The organism is Cupriavidus sp. 94F1 (genome assembly GCF_057798875.1).
Window position 1 is genome coordinate 150,851 of sequence record NZ_JBYOJT010000002.1, and the last position, 14,138, is coordinate 164,988.

The following is a 14,138-nucleotide window of genomic DNA, read 5'->3' on the forward strand; positions in this document are numbered from 1 at the left end:
GTGATTGCGTCAAGCCTGCGGCTTGACCTTTTCCTCCGCCTTCACCATCACCACCGGGCAAGGGGCCTGCGCCAGAACGCGGCCGGCTACCGACCCGAGTACGGCGTCGAAGAACGACCCGCGCCCGTGGGTGCCCATGACGATGGCGCTGGCATTCACCGATTTCGCATGGCTCAGGATCTTCTCGGGCGGATAGCCATGCAGCGCGTGGCGCTCGAACGGGATCTTCGCCGCTTCCAGGATGGCGCAGACCGGTGTCATGGCCTTGTCGCTGGCCTCGTTGTGCCAGGCGTCGATGGTTTCCTTGCTGACGAAGGCACGCACCTGGCCCGTGACATCGGGCGACACGTGAATCACATGCACCGTGAAGCCGGCCTGCAGCAGCTTGCCATCGGCCAGAAAGCGTGCGGCGGCGTCGCTGAAGGCGGAACCGTCGGTGGCAAGCACGATCGTGGACATCGGGGGCATGGCATCTCCTTGGTTGAAACGCTACGGGCGCACGGCTGGCGCGACGTGATCATCATGGCACGCGGACCGTGCTCACACCGTAACGTAGATCAAATCAACGCGTAATTTTTAAGGATTTCACGATTGTCATCTGCGTGGCGATGTGATCCAGCGCTGTCGTCAGCGTGCGTGCTTCGGCCCCCTCGTGGACGCAACTACTCAACACCTGAAATTTCCGTAAGAAAACCCGGAAGTTTCAGCATGCATTTTCAGCCCGTTCTGCCGCAGGCGAGGCGCAGGAACGCCTAAGCTGCCCGCTGTTCGCATTCACGGAGACCTGGCATGCCCAACGCAATCGTTATTGATCCGCATATCGCCGTTCGCAAGACGGTCTGCAACATCCTGGAGACCGTCTCCGGCTTCGAGGAGGTCCGCGTTGCCGCCGGCGGCGCCCCCGGCCTGCTGGCGCTGCGCGACCGCCCGGCCAACCTGGTCGTCATGGATCTGCAGCTCGACGACCTGCCCGGCGACGCCGTGCTCGAGGAAGTGGTGTCGACCTGGCCGGTCACATGCGTGCTGGTGCTGTCGGCGCAGCGGCGCGCCGCGGAGCGCGCATTACTGGGCGGCGCCCATGGATTTATCGACAAGGGCGCCGGGCTGGAAGGGCTGGCCGACGCCGTGCGTGCGCTGATGAGCGGCTACGCGGCGTTTCCGCTTAAGTCCTTGCCGACCTTCCGCCGCGCAGCGGCCAACCCGGCGGACCCGAAGGCGCTGCTGAGCCGCCGTGAGCTGACCGTGCTGCGTCTGCTGGCGGTGGGCCATTCCAACAAGGCGATTTCGGATGTGCTGGAGATCAGCAACAAGACCGTCAGTTCGCACAAGGCCAGCATCATGGACAAGCTGGGACTGGGCTCGCTGATCGATCTGGCGGAATTCGCGCGCGTGCATCGGCTCCTGCCCATGGAGGGCGAGCCGGGGCCCCGGGTGCCCAAGCCGCGCGTCAGGCGGGGCGACGCCGCGGCGTTATAGGCGTCGCCCACGTACGCTAGTCCTTCATGCCGATAACATCCGCGCGCCGGGCCATCAGCCATTCGCGCAGCACCTTCACCGCCGGCACTTCGGCGCGGTCAGGGCGGCGAATCAGGTAGTAGCCGCGCCGCGAGGGCAGGGAAGCGTGATTGAGCTGCACCACACGGCCCTCGCGCAGGCTGTCGGCGACGGCATAGTCGGGCACCAACGCGGCACCGAGCCCGGCTTCGGCGGCCTTGAGCGCGAACGTGACGAGGTTGTACTGCGTGCCCGACGGCAGCGGCAGGGCGATGCTGGCGTCGAGATCGCGCAGGTAGCTGGCCCACGCGCTGGGCGCGGTCGTGTGGTGCAGCAGCGGCAGCGCCGCGATGCGGCTGGCCGGCAGCGGCAGCCGGCCGGGTACCAGCTCGCGCGCCGCCACGGGCAGGCTGCGCACGCCGTGCAGCAGATCGGCGCTGTCGTCGTCGAGACCGTCCTCGGCGTAGACAATGGCGGCGTCCAGCCCCGCGTCGCGCAACGATACCGCCCCGATGTGGTTCGCCACGTGGATGCGGATTTCGGGATGCGCCGCCGCGAAGCCGCACAGGCGCGGCATGACCCATAGCAGCCCGAACGTGTTCGGCACCGAGAAGCGCACCTCGCGCATACGCTGGGCGGCGCCCGAGGCGGCCACCGTTGCCGCTTCCAGCTGATCCAGCAGCGGCCGGATGCGTGCCAGGTAGCCCGCGCCTTCGTCGCTCAGCGCCAGCCGGGCGTTGTTGCGCGCGAACAGCGTCGTGCCTAGAAAGCTTTCGAGATCGAGCAGCTGCTTGCTGACCGCGCCCTGGCTCAGGCCCAGTTCGTCGGCGGCGGCTGTCACGCTGCCCCGGCGCGCGATGGTCTCGAACGTGTTCAGGTTGACCACGGAGGGGATATGACGTCTGGCGGGATGCTTCATGTCATCAAAAAAAGTAATGGCCGCTTGCCGAAACTTCGATATACAGCCGCGCGGCGCCGGGCGCAACATAGCGCGTTCCCACTGAGATTACACGCTTGCCGCGAGGTTACCGATGACGATACCCCAGAGACGCAAAGCCATTGAAATTCTTAAAACCGGTGCCGTGATCACGGGGATGATGGCCGGGCTGCTGGGCCCATGTGCCGCCGGCACCGCCCACGCCGCCGAATGGCCCGCCGGCAAGCCGCTCACGCTGATCGTGCCGGCGGCGGCGGGCAGCACGCCTGACCAGTCGAGCCGCAAGCTGGCGCAGTACCTGGGCGACAAGCTCGGCACATCGGTGGTGGTGGACAACCGGCCCGGCGCGGCAGGCAGCATCGCCATGCAGACGCTGGTGCGCAGCCGGCCGGACGGCTACACCATCGGCTTCGGGAATATCGTGACGATGGCGATCAACCGCAGCCTGCTGGCGCGCCCCGGCTATGACCCCGACAAGGACCTGGTGCCGGTTTGCGCGACCACGACTGTCCCGAACATCCTGGCCGTGAGCCCCGGCCTGCCGGTGCGTAACCTCAGGGAACTGATCGACTACGCGCGCAAGAATCCGGGCCGGCTGACGATGGGCTCTGGCGGCAACGGCACCACCAGCCATCTGAGTGGCGAAATGCTCAAGGACCAGGCGCACATCGAATTTCGCCATATTCCATACCGTGGCGCGCCGCAGGCGCAGATCGACGTCATCAGCGGCCAGGTCGACTTCATGTTCGACAACGTGCCGTCCATCATCGCCGCCGTGCAGGGCAACAAGCTGCGCGCCATCGCGGTGACCAGCAAGGCGCGGCTGCCGGTGCTGCCCAATGTGCCGACGATGGAGGAATCCGGCCTGCCCGGCTTCGAGGTCAATGCCTGGGGTGGCATCGTGGCGCCCGCCGGCACGCCCCGGCTTGTGGTGGAGCGGCTGAACCGCGAGATCAATGCCTACCTGCAGCTGCCGGCGATGCGCAAGGAAGCCGAGCAGAACGGATCGGTGGTGGTGGGCGGTTCGCCCGAGGCCTTCGCCCAGATGATCGGCAAGGAAAGCCGCAAATGGGGCGACCTGATCCGCAAGACAGATATCAAGCTCGACTGAAAGGGGAGACCAGCATGTTCGATGTGATCCTGCGCGGCGGCGACGTGATCGACGGCACCGGCGCGGCGCGCTACCGTGCCGACGTGGCCATCGAAGGTGGCCGTATCGTGTTCATTGGCGATGCCACTGGCCAGCGCGCCGTCCGCGAGATCGACGTGGCCGGCATGGTCGTGGCGCCGGGCTTTATCGACAGTCACGCGCACGACGACCGCGCCGTTCTGGAGTCGCCGGGCATGGCGCCGAAGATCTCGCAGGGCGTGACGACTGTCGTGAACGGCAACTGCGGCATCAGCCTGGCGCCGTACAGGCAGAGCGGCGGGGACCCGCCGCTGCCGCTGCGGACGGTCGAACCGCAATGGCGCTTTGCCGAGTTCGGTCAGTATCTCGACGCGCTGGACGCCACGCCGGCCGCCGTCAACGTGGCATCGCTGGTGGGCCATACGGCGTTGCGCGCGGTGCATCAGGACGATCTCGACCGGCCTGCCACGGGCGCCGAGGTCGAAGCCATGCGCCAGGCGGCCAACGCCGCGCTGGAGCAGGGGGCGATTGGCCTTTCCACGGGCACCTTCTACCCGCCGGCGGCGGCCGCGCCGGCCGAGGAGATCATCGGCGTGGGGCGCGACCTGAAGCGGTTCGGCGGCGTCTATGCCACGCACATGCGCACCGAGGGCGATGGCGTGATCGAGGCCATCGAGGAGTCGGCCCGGATTGCGCGGGCCATCGACGTCAAGCTTGTGATCTCGCACCACAAGGTCATCGGCAAGCCCAACTTCGGCCGCACCCGCGAAACGCTGGCGCGCATCGGCGAACTGGGCCGTGCGCAGAAGATCTGCCTGGACTGCTACCCGTACACGGCCTCGTCGTCGCTGCTGCGCCGCGAACGGCTGGCCATCAGCGACGAGATCCTGATTACCTATTCGCAGTCCGAGCCCAGGAGCGCCGGCCGCAAGCTGTCCGATCTGGCGCAGGAATGGCAGTGCTCGCGCGCCGAGGCGCTGGACCGCGTGATGCCCGGCATGGGCATGTATTTCTTCATGGATGAAGGCGATGTCCAGCGCGTGCTGGCGTATCCCGACACGATGATCGGGTCCGACGGGATTCCGTCCGACGACTACCCGCATCCACGCCTGTGGGGCACCTTCACGCGCCTGCTGGGCCACTACAGCCGCGATCTCGGACTGCTGACGCTGGAGGAGACGGTCCACAAGATGACCGGCATGACCGCGCACGCCTTCGGACTGGCAGGGCGCGGCGAGATCCAGGAGGGCAATGCGGCAGACGTCACCGTGTTCGATCCGAAGACCGTGAAGGATGTGGCCAGCTATCTCGACCCGCAGCAGCCGTCGGCCGGCATCGCACACGTGTTCGTGAACGGGCAGGCCGTGTGGGAGCACGGCGCGGCGACCGGCGCGCGGCCGGGGCGGAGCCTGCGGCGCGCGGCGCGCTGACGCCCGCCGGGGGCGGGATTGGCCGCTTCCCTGTACGGTCTGGCCCGGCCCTGGCGGGCCCTTATCCGGCATAATCCCAGCCACACCGCGCCGCATCCGGGGCGGCACGGTATTGACTGGGCTTTGCAAATGAACGCGCCGAAGACGGAGACGTCAGACAACTCGCACGAACGCCAATTGGACGACGACTGTCCGCTGCACTGGTTCGACGCGGACCGGGGCGCGTTCGAAGACCTCGAGCGACGCATCGCCGAGCATCCCGCCGACTTCTTCGCCAGCCAGGATTTCGATCCGGTTGGCGCGTGCGCCACGCGCGAGGCGCAGTTTTCCTCGGTAGACCTGCCAGAAGATCCGACCGCGCCGCAGGTGCACGCCGATCATCTGTTGCACGATGTGTTCCGCCACGTGATGCCGGTGGCGTCGCCGAGCTTCATTGGCCATATGACGTCGTCGCTGCCGTCGTTCATGCCGTCGCTGGCCAAGATCGTGGCGGCGCTGAATCAGAACGTCGTGAAGCTGGAAACCTCCGGCGCGCTCACCGGCCTGGAACGCCAGGTCATCGGCATGCTGCACAAGCTGGTCTTCGCGCGCGACGGCGGCTTCTACGCGCAGTGGCTGCACAACCCCGAGCATTCGCTTGGCGCGTTCTGCGCGGGCGGCACCACGGCCAACCTGGCGGCGCTCTGGGCCAGCCGCAACAACGTGCTGCGCGCACGCGACGGCTTCCCGGGCATCCACAGTGCGGGCTTGATGGCGGCGCTGCGCCACTACGGCTACGACGGGCTGGCAATCGTGGTGTCCGAGCGTGGCCACTATTCGCTGCGCAAGGCCGCCGACGTGCTGGGGATCGGGCGTGACAACCTGGTGCCGGTGGCGGTCGATGGCGATGGCCGCATGCGGATGGACAAGCTCCGCGAAACGCTCGCGGACCTCAAGGCGCGCAATGTCCGCACGATGGCCATTGTCGGCATCGCCGGATCGACCGAGACCGGCGCCGTGGACCCGCTGGACGCGATTGCCGACGTGGCGCAGGAAGCTGGCTGCCACTTCCACGTCGATGCCGCCTGGGGCGGCGCGACCTTGCTGTCCGAGCGCGAACGCGGGCGCTTTGCCGGCATCGAGCGGGCCGATTCCGTGGTGATCGACGCACACAAGCAGTTCTACGTGCCGATGGGCGCCGGCATGGTGCTGTTCCGCGATCCGGCCTGGACGCAGGAGATCATCCAGCACGCGAACTACATCGTGCGCAAGGGTTCGGTCGACCTGGGTCGCCACACGCTGGAAGGCTCGCGCGGCGCGGCGGCCGTGATGCTCTATGCCAACCTGCACCTGCTGGGACGCAAGGGCCTGGCCAGGCTGATCGACAGCGGCATCGACAACGCGAAGTTCTTTGCCGGACTGATCGCGCAACAGCCCGATTTCGAACTCGACAGCCGGCCACAGCTTTGCATCCTGACGTACCGCTACGTGCCCCAAGCCGTGCGTGCGGCGCTGCTGTCGGCGTCTACCCCGGCGCAGAAGCGCGAGCAGATCCAGCAGGCGCTGGACGCGCTGACCATCAGCATCCAGGAGATGCAGCGCGACGCCGGGCGGTCGTTCGTGTCGCGCACGCAGCTGACATCGTCGCAATGGGGCGGCAGGGCCATCGCGGTATTCCGCGTGGTGCTGGCCAACCCCGATACGACGCACGACATCCTGCGCGGCGTACTGGCCGAACAGCGCACGCTGGCCGCGCAGAGCCCGATGCTGGCGCCGTTGATGGCGCTGGTCTGAGCCTCGGGCAACCGCCGCGACGGCTGGCCCAGATGCGTTGCGATGGCCCGGGCCCGGCGACGGGCCGTTGCGCAGCCCCAAAGCAAAAAGCCGCAATCCCGTGAGAGATTGCGGCTTTTCTAATAGATGGTGGCGAATCAGGGATTCGAACCCCGGACCTGCGGATTATGATTCCGTCGCTCTAACCGACTGAGCTAATTCGCCAACGAAGATCGAAATTATACCTTCGGTTTTCGGCCTGTCAACACCTTTGTGACAATTTTCTGCAAGCTTCGGCGGTCGCCCAAAAAAATGGCAGACCCGAGGGTCTGCCTGGAAGGAGCGGCTGGCCGGTAGGCCAGCCATCCTGAGCGAGGGTTACCGGTTGTATCCCTCCGGTGAATGCCGGGATTGCCGCGTCGTTGTCGTATGTGTCGTGTGGCCGTTCAGTCGTTGGCGTAGATGTCCACGTCCTTGGTCTCGCGGACGAACAGTGCGCCCAGCACGAAGGTCATGGCGGCGATGATGATCGGGTACCAGAGGCCGTAGTAGATATTGCCGTTCTGGGCCACCAGCGCGAACGAGATGGTCGGCAGCAGGCCGCCGAACCAGCCGTTGCCGATGTGATACGGCAGCGACATCGACGAATAGCGGATGCGGGTTGGGAACATTTCCACCAGCATGGCCGCGATCGGGCCGTACACCATCGTGACGTAGATGACCAGGATGACCAGGATCACCAGGACCATGATCGTGTTCATCTGGGCCGGGTCGGCCTTGGTCGGGTAGCCGTGCGCCGTCATCTCGCCGCTGACCGACTTCTTGAAATCGGCGATCTGCTTCTTGCTGGCGTCGTCGAACGTGCCGTTGCCCACGGTGGCGTCGAAGGCCTTGATCTCCTTGTCGCCGATCTTGACCGAAGCCACGGTACCGGCCGGGGCGTTCACCACCTCGTAGCTGGCCGATGCCTGGGCCAGCGTGCGCTTGACGATGTCGCACGAGCTGCGGAAGTCGATCTCGCGGGCGATCGGGCTGCCCTGGAACGAGCAGGTGGCCGGGTCGGCCGTCACCACGATCTGGGCCGACTGCTGGGCACGCTCCAGCGCCGGGTTGGCGTAGTGGGTCATCGCCTTGAACAGCGGGAAGTAGGTCAGCACGGCCAGGGCGCAGCCCAGCATGATGATCCACTTGCGGCCGATCTTGTCCGACAGCGAGCCGAAGAAGATGAAGAACGGCGTGCCGATCACCAGCGCGCCGGCGATCAGCAGGTTGGCCGTCTTGGCATCGACCTTCAGCACCTGGGTCAGGAAGAACAGCGAGTAGAACTGGCCCGTGTACCAGACCACGGCCTGGCCGGCGGTCAGGCCCACCAGTGCCAGGATCACGATCTTCAGGTTGCGCCATTGGCCGAAGGCTTCGGTCAGCGGTGCCTTCGACGTCTTGCCCTCGGCCTTCATCTTCTGGAAGGCCGGCGACTCGCTCATCGACAGGCGGATGTACACCGACATGGCCAGCAGCAGGATCGAGACCAGGAACGGGATACGCCAGCCCCAGACGTCGAAGTTCGGGCCGGTGGCTTCGCGAACCAGCAGGATCACGATCAGCGACAGGAACAGGCCCAGCGTGGCCGTGGTCTGGATCCATGCCGTGTAGGCGCCGCGCTTGCCGTGCGGCGCGTGTTCGGCCACATAGGTGGCCGCGCCGCCGTATTCGCCGCCCAGTGCCAGGCCCTGCAGCATGCGCAATGCGATCAGGATGATCGGGGCGGCCCAGCCGATGGTGGCGTAACCGGGCAGCAGGCCGACGATGAACGTCGACATGCCCATGATCAGGATGGTCACCAGGAAGGTGTACTTGCGGCCGATCATGTCGCCGAGGCGGCCGAACACCAGTGCCCCGAACGGCCGCACGATGAAGCCTGCGGCAAAGGCCAGCAGCGCGAAGATGAATGCCGACGTCGGGTCCAGGCCGGCGAAGAACTGCTTGGCGATGACCGCCGCCAGCGAACCGTACAGGTAAAAGTCGTACCACTCGAATACCGTGCCGAGGGAAGAGGCCAGAATGACCTTTTTCTCTTCCTTCGTCATCGGCGCATTGTGGGCCGCAGGTACGGTCCCCACGTTTTGCGCGTTTGCCATGTGTTGTCTCCTCCGTTTCCGTTCTTCCGTCGAAAATCTTCAGGTCCCCGCCGTCAGGGCCGTGTACGTGTGCACGTACCGGCCCATTGCGCCAAGGTTGGAACGATTGTGGGAGGCGAAACTTACTGAGTTCTGACAGATCCGGGGCAAACCGGGTGGAATCGGTCGGGGTATACGCTAGGCAAACCGGGCCGATGCGCGGCCCGGCGCGTGCTGCATTGCGAGGCATTCGGGGCGCGGGGCGCCCGCTGGCGGGCCGGGACGCCGTCTTGCGCCGCAGCAAAGAGCGCGGCCCGAGAGGAAACCCTTAGAAGGGGGCGTGGCGCGGTTTTCCGCCGGCGTCGTCAGGTTCGGCGGGGGGCGCCGGATGGGCGTCGATGCCGGTGTCGATGCCGGCGTCCGTGCGGGCCAGTTCGTGCTCGCGGGCGTGCATCTCGTCGTCGGCGCGATTCATGCGCCAGGCGTACAGCGCGGCCATCAGCACGTAAAGAATCAGCGATCCCTGCGCGGCCATCCAGAACGAAAAGGGCCAGCCCATGAAATCGAAGCGCAGTTCGCGCGCGAACCAGCTCACGCCGAACGTGATCAGGAACCAGGCTGCCAGCAGCCCCCCGATCCATCGCACGTTGTGGTGCCAGGCGCGCCGTTCGAGGGGCGTCATCCGGTCGCGGGGCGTTTTCCTGCTCATGCCGGATTCTCGTCGGGGGCGAGCCGGCGCAGCGTGATGCGCAGGCGCGCGCCGGCCAGCCGCGGGGACGCCTGGTACACGTTGTCGTCGATGGCGACTTCGCCGCCATGCTGCTGCACGATCTCGCGCACGATGGCCAGCCCCAGCCCGCTGCCCTCGGTGTTGGTGCCCAGCACCCGATAGAAGCGTTCCATCACCCGTTCGCGCTCGGCCGGCGCGATGCCCGGCCCGGTGTCTTCCACGTCCAGGTACGCGAACGGCTCGAAGGCGTCGCTGGCCACGCGCACGGTGGCATGGCCGCCGGCCGGCGTGTAGCGGATGGCGTTGTCCAAGAGGTTGTTGAGCATTTCGGTCAGCATCAGGCGGTTGCCGGTGATCATGACCGGGTGATCGTCGGCTTCCAGCCCCAGGTCGATATTGCGGGCCCATGCCTGCGGCAGCCAGTCCTTGACCACGTCGCGAGCCAGTGCGGCAAGGTCCAGCGGCGCCATGCCGCCGGCGCCGGCCAGGTTTTCCATGCGCGCCAGCGACAGCAGCTGCGTCACCAGGTGCGCCGTGCGCTCCGAACTGCCGGCGATCTGCGCCAGCGACCGCCGCAGTTCCTCGGGCGACTGCTCGCGCTGCGCCAGTTCGGCCTGCATGCGCAGGCCCGCCAGCGGGGTCTTCATCTGGTGCGCGGCATCGGCAATGAAACGCTTCTGTGTCTGCACGGACTGGTCGAGCTGGGCCAGCAGGTCGTTGAACGACGCCACCAGCGGCGTGATTTCCTGCGGCGCCGCGCGTTCGTCGATCGGGCTCGTATCGCCAGGGTTGCGCGAGCGAATGCGCTGCTGGATGGCCGTCAGCGGCGCCAGCCCGCGCGTGAGCCCGAACCACACCAGCACCACGGCCAGCGGCAGGATCACGAACTGCGGCAGGATCACCCCCTTGATGATCTCGTTGGCCAGCCGGGCACGCTTGTCCAGTGTCTCGGCCACCTGCACCAGCACCGGCTGGTTGCCGCCGACGTTTTTCAGATCGACATAGGTATAAGCCACGCGCACATCGTTGCCGGCCACGCGGTCGTCGCGCATCGACACCAGCCCGGCATGGCCCTGTTCCTCTTCGGACGGCAGCGGAAGGTCGTGGTCGCCGGCCACGTACTCGCCGCGCTTGCCCACCACCTGGTAATAGATGTTGTCGGTCTCGTCGGCGCGCAGGATCTCGCGCGCCGACAGCGGCAGCTGCAGCGTCACGCGTCCGTTTACTTCGCGCACCTGCTGCGACAGCACGATGGCGCTGGCCTCCAGCGCCCGGTCGAACGGTCCGTTGGCGATCGACTTGGCCACCAGGTACGTGACCGCGATGCTCATCGGCCAGAGCAGCAGCAGCGGCGCCAGCATCCAGTCCAGGATCTCGCCGAACAGCGATCGCGGGGCGGGATGGGCCGAGGTTTCCTCGAGATGGGGCAGGGCATCCGCCAGCGCCGAATCCTCGGCGGCGGCGTCGGCCAGCGTGGGGCGCGCGGCCTCGGGCAGCGGGGCGGCGCCTGCGGCGGGATGGCGTCGCCAGGGCAGGCGCAGCAGGCTCATGGGCGGTTTGCGTCAGCCGTGGGTGGCCATGGCCGGCTGGAATTTCTCCAGGCAATAGCCCAGGCCGCGCACGGTGGCAATGCGGATGCCGCCCACCTCGATCTTCTTGCGCAGGCGGTGCACGTAGACTTCGATGGCGTTGTTGCTGACTTCCTCGCCCCATTCGCACAGGTGGTCGACAAGCTGTTCCTTCGACACCAGCCGGCCGCTGCGCGTGAGCAGGATTTCGAGCAGGCCGATCTCGCGCGCCGACAGGTCCAGCATCTGGTCGTTCAGGAAGGCGATGCGGCCGACCTGGTCGAAGGCCAGCGGGCCGTGGCGCATCAGCGTGGCGCCCCCGCCGGCGCCGCGCCGCACCAGCGCACGCACGCGTGCCTCCAGCTCGGACAGCGCGAAGGGCTTGGCCATGTAGTCGTCGGCGCCCAGGTCCAGCCCCTTGACGCGCTCGTCCACGCCGTCGGCCGCGGTCAGGATCATCACAGGCAGCATCGCGCCGCGCGCACGCAGCCGCTTGAGCACCTCCAGCCCGGGCATGCGGGGCAGGCCAAGGTCCAGGATCAGCAGGTCGAAACTCTGCGTGGAAAGGGCCGAGTCGGCTTCCACGCCATTGGCGACGTGATCGACGGCATAGCCGGAATGGCGCAACGACCGTGTCAGGCCGTCTGCCAGCACGTCGTCATCTTCGGCGATCAGAATCCGCATGGTTTGTCTCCACCCTTGTCACCTTTTTTGTGCTGCATCGCCCGCAGCCGGTTTGCGGTGCCGGTGGGGCTTGCCAAGCATACTGTTTTTTTATACAGTACCCGACATTCCGCGCGAGTCGTCCCGGAAGGGACTGCGCAGGGCCGGGACTGGCGAGTCCAGGCGCCAAAAGCCTTCGAAAGCCGCCCGAAATCCATCGGAAAAGGCTTGAAAAGCAGGCGCCACGCCGCATGCGGCCTATTTATACACCAATTGACCACCCATTGACTGAAGGACGACCATGGACGACAAGAAGGCCGGCGCCGGCGTAAGTGCTGAGAAGCAGAAGGCGCTTGCCGCCGCGCTCTCCCAGATCGAAAAGCAGTTCGGCAAGGGCTCGATCATGCGCCTGGGCGATGGCGACGTCGAAAAGGATATCCAGGTGGTGTCCACCGGATCGCTGGGCCTGGACATCGCGCTGGGCGTCGGCGGCCTGCCGCGCGGCCGCGTGGTCGAGATCTATGGTCCGGAATCGTCGGGCAAGACCACGCTGACGCTGCAGGTCGTCGCCGAAATGCAGAAGCTGGGCGGCACCTGCGCGTTCATCGACGCGGAACACGCGCTGGACGTGCAGTACGCGGGCAAGCTCGGCGTGGACGTGGGCAACCTGCTGATCTCCCAGCCCGACACCGGCGAGCAGGCACTGGAAATCACCGACGCGCTGGTGCGCTCGGGCTCGATCGACCTGATCGTGATCGACTCGGTGGCCGCGCTGGTGCCGAAGGCCGAAATCGAAGGCGAGATGGGCGATTCGCTGCCGGGTCTGCAGGCCCGCCTGATGAGCCAGGCACTGCGCAAGCTGACCGGCACCATCAAGCGTACCAACTGCCTGGTGATCTTCATCAACCAGATCCGCATGAAGATCGGTGTGATGTTTGGGTCGCCTGAAACCACGACCGGCGGTAACGCGCTGAAGTTCTACGCCTCGGTGCGTCTGGACATCCGCCGTATCGGCTCGATCAAGAAGGGCGACGAAGTGGTCGGCAACGAGACCAAGGTCAAGGTGGTCAAGAACAAGGTTTCGCCGCCGTTCCGCGAGGCGTTCTTCGACATCCTCTACGGCCAGGGGATCTCGCGCCAGGGCGAGATCATCGACCTGGGCGTGGACGCCAAGATCGTCGAAAAGTCGGGCGCGTGGTACAGCTACAACGGCGACAAGATCGGCCAGGGCAAGGACAACGCGCGTGAATACCTGCGCGAGAATCCGGACATCGCCGCCGAGATCGAAAACAAGGTGCGTGCGGCGCTGGGCGTGGCCCCGACGAACACCGCGCTGGGCGCGCCGGCCGAGATCGAAGACTGAGGTTGACGCCTGCCGGCAACAAAAGCCGTCGCATGACAGTGCGGCGGCTTTTTTGTTTTTCGTCCCCTCCTTGCCCCCCAAACGCTCTCCTGATTCCTGATGGCCGGAACCCGTCCCCCGCTTTCCCTCAAGGCCCGCGCCGTTGGCTATCTCTCGCGCCGCGAGCACAGTCGCGTCGAACTGGCGCGCAAGCTGGCGCCCCATGCCGAATCGGCCGAAGAAGTGGAGGCCTTGCTCGATGCGCTGGAGCGCGAAAACTGGCTGTCGAATGATCGCTTCGTCGATAGCCTGGTCCACCGGCGCGCCAGCCGGTATGGCGCGGCGCGCGTGATGCAGGAGGCGAAGACCCACCAACTTGGCAACGACCAACTGCGGGAACTCCAGGACCGGCTGCGCGATACCGAAGTGGAGCGGGCCGCCGAGGTGTGGCGCAAGCGGTTTGGTGTGCCGCCTGATTCACCCGAAGCGCGGGCCAAGCAGATCCGGTTCATGATGGCCCGGGGCTTCTCGCGGAGCGTGATCGGCAAGATCATCCGGGGCGCCGAGGACGGGTACGAGGGCGAGTAGCAGCACGAGTACCAACGGCGAGCAACGGCGGACCCTACGCCGGGTGGCCATCTGCATACCTGCGTACGCATAAGGGGTATTCGCGCGGCCGTCAAGCAAGTTGTCGTACCACTGATGCAACGCAGCGCCGCGCCGTGTCGGCGGCCGGAAACCCAGGTGTGAGGCCGGTTTGCCGCCATTGTCGTTGCAACAATCGGGGCCGGCCAGACTGTCGAGCAGGATGTTCCCGGTCAAAGCAGCGCGGCATGTTAAACTCCATGGGTTATCCGGCCCAGACGGCCGTCCGGCATGCGCCGGGCCGTCCGGACCGAAGAGAAGCCGCGAAGTTTGCCGTAGCGAACGCCGCGCAAGTACTGCCTCAGAATTCCGCCACGTTCAGCCTGCCGCT

Annotated in this window: 12 protein-coding genes and 1 tRNA gene; 6 read left to right on the forward strand and 7 right to left on the reverse strand. The window is 66.4% G+C overall.

Features of this window, described 5'->3' with window-relative positions; all coding sequences use genetic code 11:
* Positions 1 to 9: 9 nt before the first annotated feature.
* On the reverse strand, positions 10 to 459 hold the full coding sequence (locus tag AC3FJ6_RS04770; RefSeq protein WP_488771350.1) for a universal stress protein: 450 nt from the start codon (positions 457 to 459) through the stop codon (positions 10 to 12).
* A 330-nt stretch (positions 460 to 789) separates the two neighbouring features.
* Here AC3FJ6_RS04770 and AC3FJ6_RS04775 point away from each other — a divergent pair, with 330 nt between their 5' ends.
* A complete protein-coding gene (locus AC3FJ6_RS04775; RefSeq protein ID WP_488770882.1) occupies positions 790 to 1,476 on the forward strand; it encodes a LuxR C-terminal-related transcriptional regulator in 687 nt (228 codons plus the stop codon).
* 16 nt (positions 1,477 to 1,492) lie between these two features.
* On the opposite strand, the gene AC3FJ6_RS04780 is transcribed toward AC3FJ6_RS04775, so the two are convergent.
* On the reverse strand, positions 1,493 to 2,413 hold the full coding sequence (locus AC3FJ6_RS04780; protein ID WP_488770883.1) for a LysR substrate-binding domain-containing protein: 921 nt from the start codon (positions 2,411 to 2,413) through the stop codon (positions 1,493 to 1,495).
* Positions 2,414 to 2,525: 112 nt separating this feature from the next.
* Between AC3FJ6_RS04780 and AC3FJ6_RS04785 the strand changes: the two genes are divergently transcribed.
* The 3 genes from AC3FJ6_RS04785 (at position 2,526) to panP (ending at position 6,763) form a co-directional block, all read left to right on the forward strand.
* On the forward strand, positions 2,526 to 3,542 hold the full coding sequence (locus AC3FJ6_RS04785) for a Bug family tripartite tricarboxylate transporter substrate binding protein (RefSeq protein ID WP_488770884.1): 1,017 nt from the start codon (positions 2,526 to 2,528) through the stop codon (positions 3,540 to 3,542).
* 14 nt (positions 3,543 to 3,556) lie between these two features.
* The gene (locus AC3FJ6_RS04790; protein ID WP_488770885.1) at positions 3,557 to 4,990 is read left to right on the forward strand and encodes an N-acyl-D-amino-acid deacylase family protein; all 1,434 of its coding nucleotides are present in this window, start codon (positions 3,557 to 3,559) and stop codon (positions 4,988 to 4,990) included.
* 177 nt (positions 4,991 to 5,167) lie between these two features.
* A complete protein-coding gene (gene panP / locus AC3FJ6_RS04795) occupies positions 5,168 to 6,763 on the forward strand; it encodes a pyridoxal-dependent aspartate 1-decarboxylase PanP (protein WP_488770886.1) in 1,596 nt (531 codons plus the stop codon).
* A 127-nt stretch (positions 6,764 to 6,890) separates the two neighbouring features.
* Here panP and AC3FJ6_RS04800 read toward each other — a convergent pair.
* The 5 genes from AC3FJ6_RS04800 to AC3FJ6_RS04820 form a co-directional block, all read right to left on the reverse strand.
* Positions 6,891 to 6,967 (reverse strand) — tRNA-Met (locus AC3FJ6_RS04800).
* A gap of 221 nt (positions 6,968 to 7,188) precedes the next feature.
* Entirely contained in the window at positions 7,189 to 8,880 is a 1,692-nt protein-coding gene (locus AC3FJ6_RS04805) for an MFS transporter (protein WP_488770887.1), read from the reverse strand.
* A gap of 307 nt (positions 8,881 to 9,187) precedes the next feature.
* Complete coding sequence (locus AC3FJ6_RS04810) at positions 9,188 to 9,568, reverse strand: DUF4212 domain-containing protein (RefSeq protein WP_488770888.1); 381 nt, start codon at positions 9,566 to 9,568, stop codon at positions 9,188 to 9,190.
* Positions 9,565 to 11,139, reverse strand: coding sequence for a sensor histidine kinase (locus tag AC3FJ6_RS04815; protein ID WP_488770890.1), 1,575 nt, complete (start codon positions 11,137 to 11,139; stop codon positions 9,565 to 9,567). Before AC3FJ6_RS04815 ends, AC3FJ6_RS04810 begins: the two co-directional genes overlap by 4 nt.
* Positions 11,140 to 11,151: 12 nt before the next feature.
* The gene (locus AC3FJ6_RS04820; RefSeq protein WP_092595252.1) at positions 11,152 to 11,841 is read right to left on the reverse strand and encodes a response regulator; all 690 of its coding nucleotides are present in this window, start codon (positions 11,839 to 11,841) and stop codon (positions 11,152 to 11,154) included.
* Positions 11,842 to 12,121: 280 nt separating this feature from the next.
* Here AC3FJ6_RS04820 and recA point away from each other — a divergent pair, with 280 nt between their 5' ends.
* Together recA and recX are read left to right on the forward strand one after the other, a co-directional pair.
* On the forward strand, positions 12,122 to 13,183 hold the full coding sequence (gene recA / locus AC3FJ6_RS04825; protein WP_488770892.1) for a recombinase RecA: 1,062 nt from the start codon (positions 12,122 to 12,124) through the stop codon (positions 13,181 to 13,183).
* Positions 13,184 to 13,282: 99 nt separating this feature from the next.
* A complete protein-coding gene (gene recX, locus AC3FJ6_RS04830; protein WP_488770894.1) occupies positions 13,283 to 13,750 on the forward strand; it encodes a recombination regulator RecX in 468 nt (155 codons plus the stop codon).
* The last annotated feature ends 388 nt before the right edge of the window (positions 13,751 to 14,138 follow it).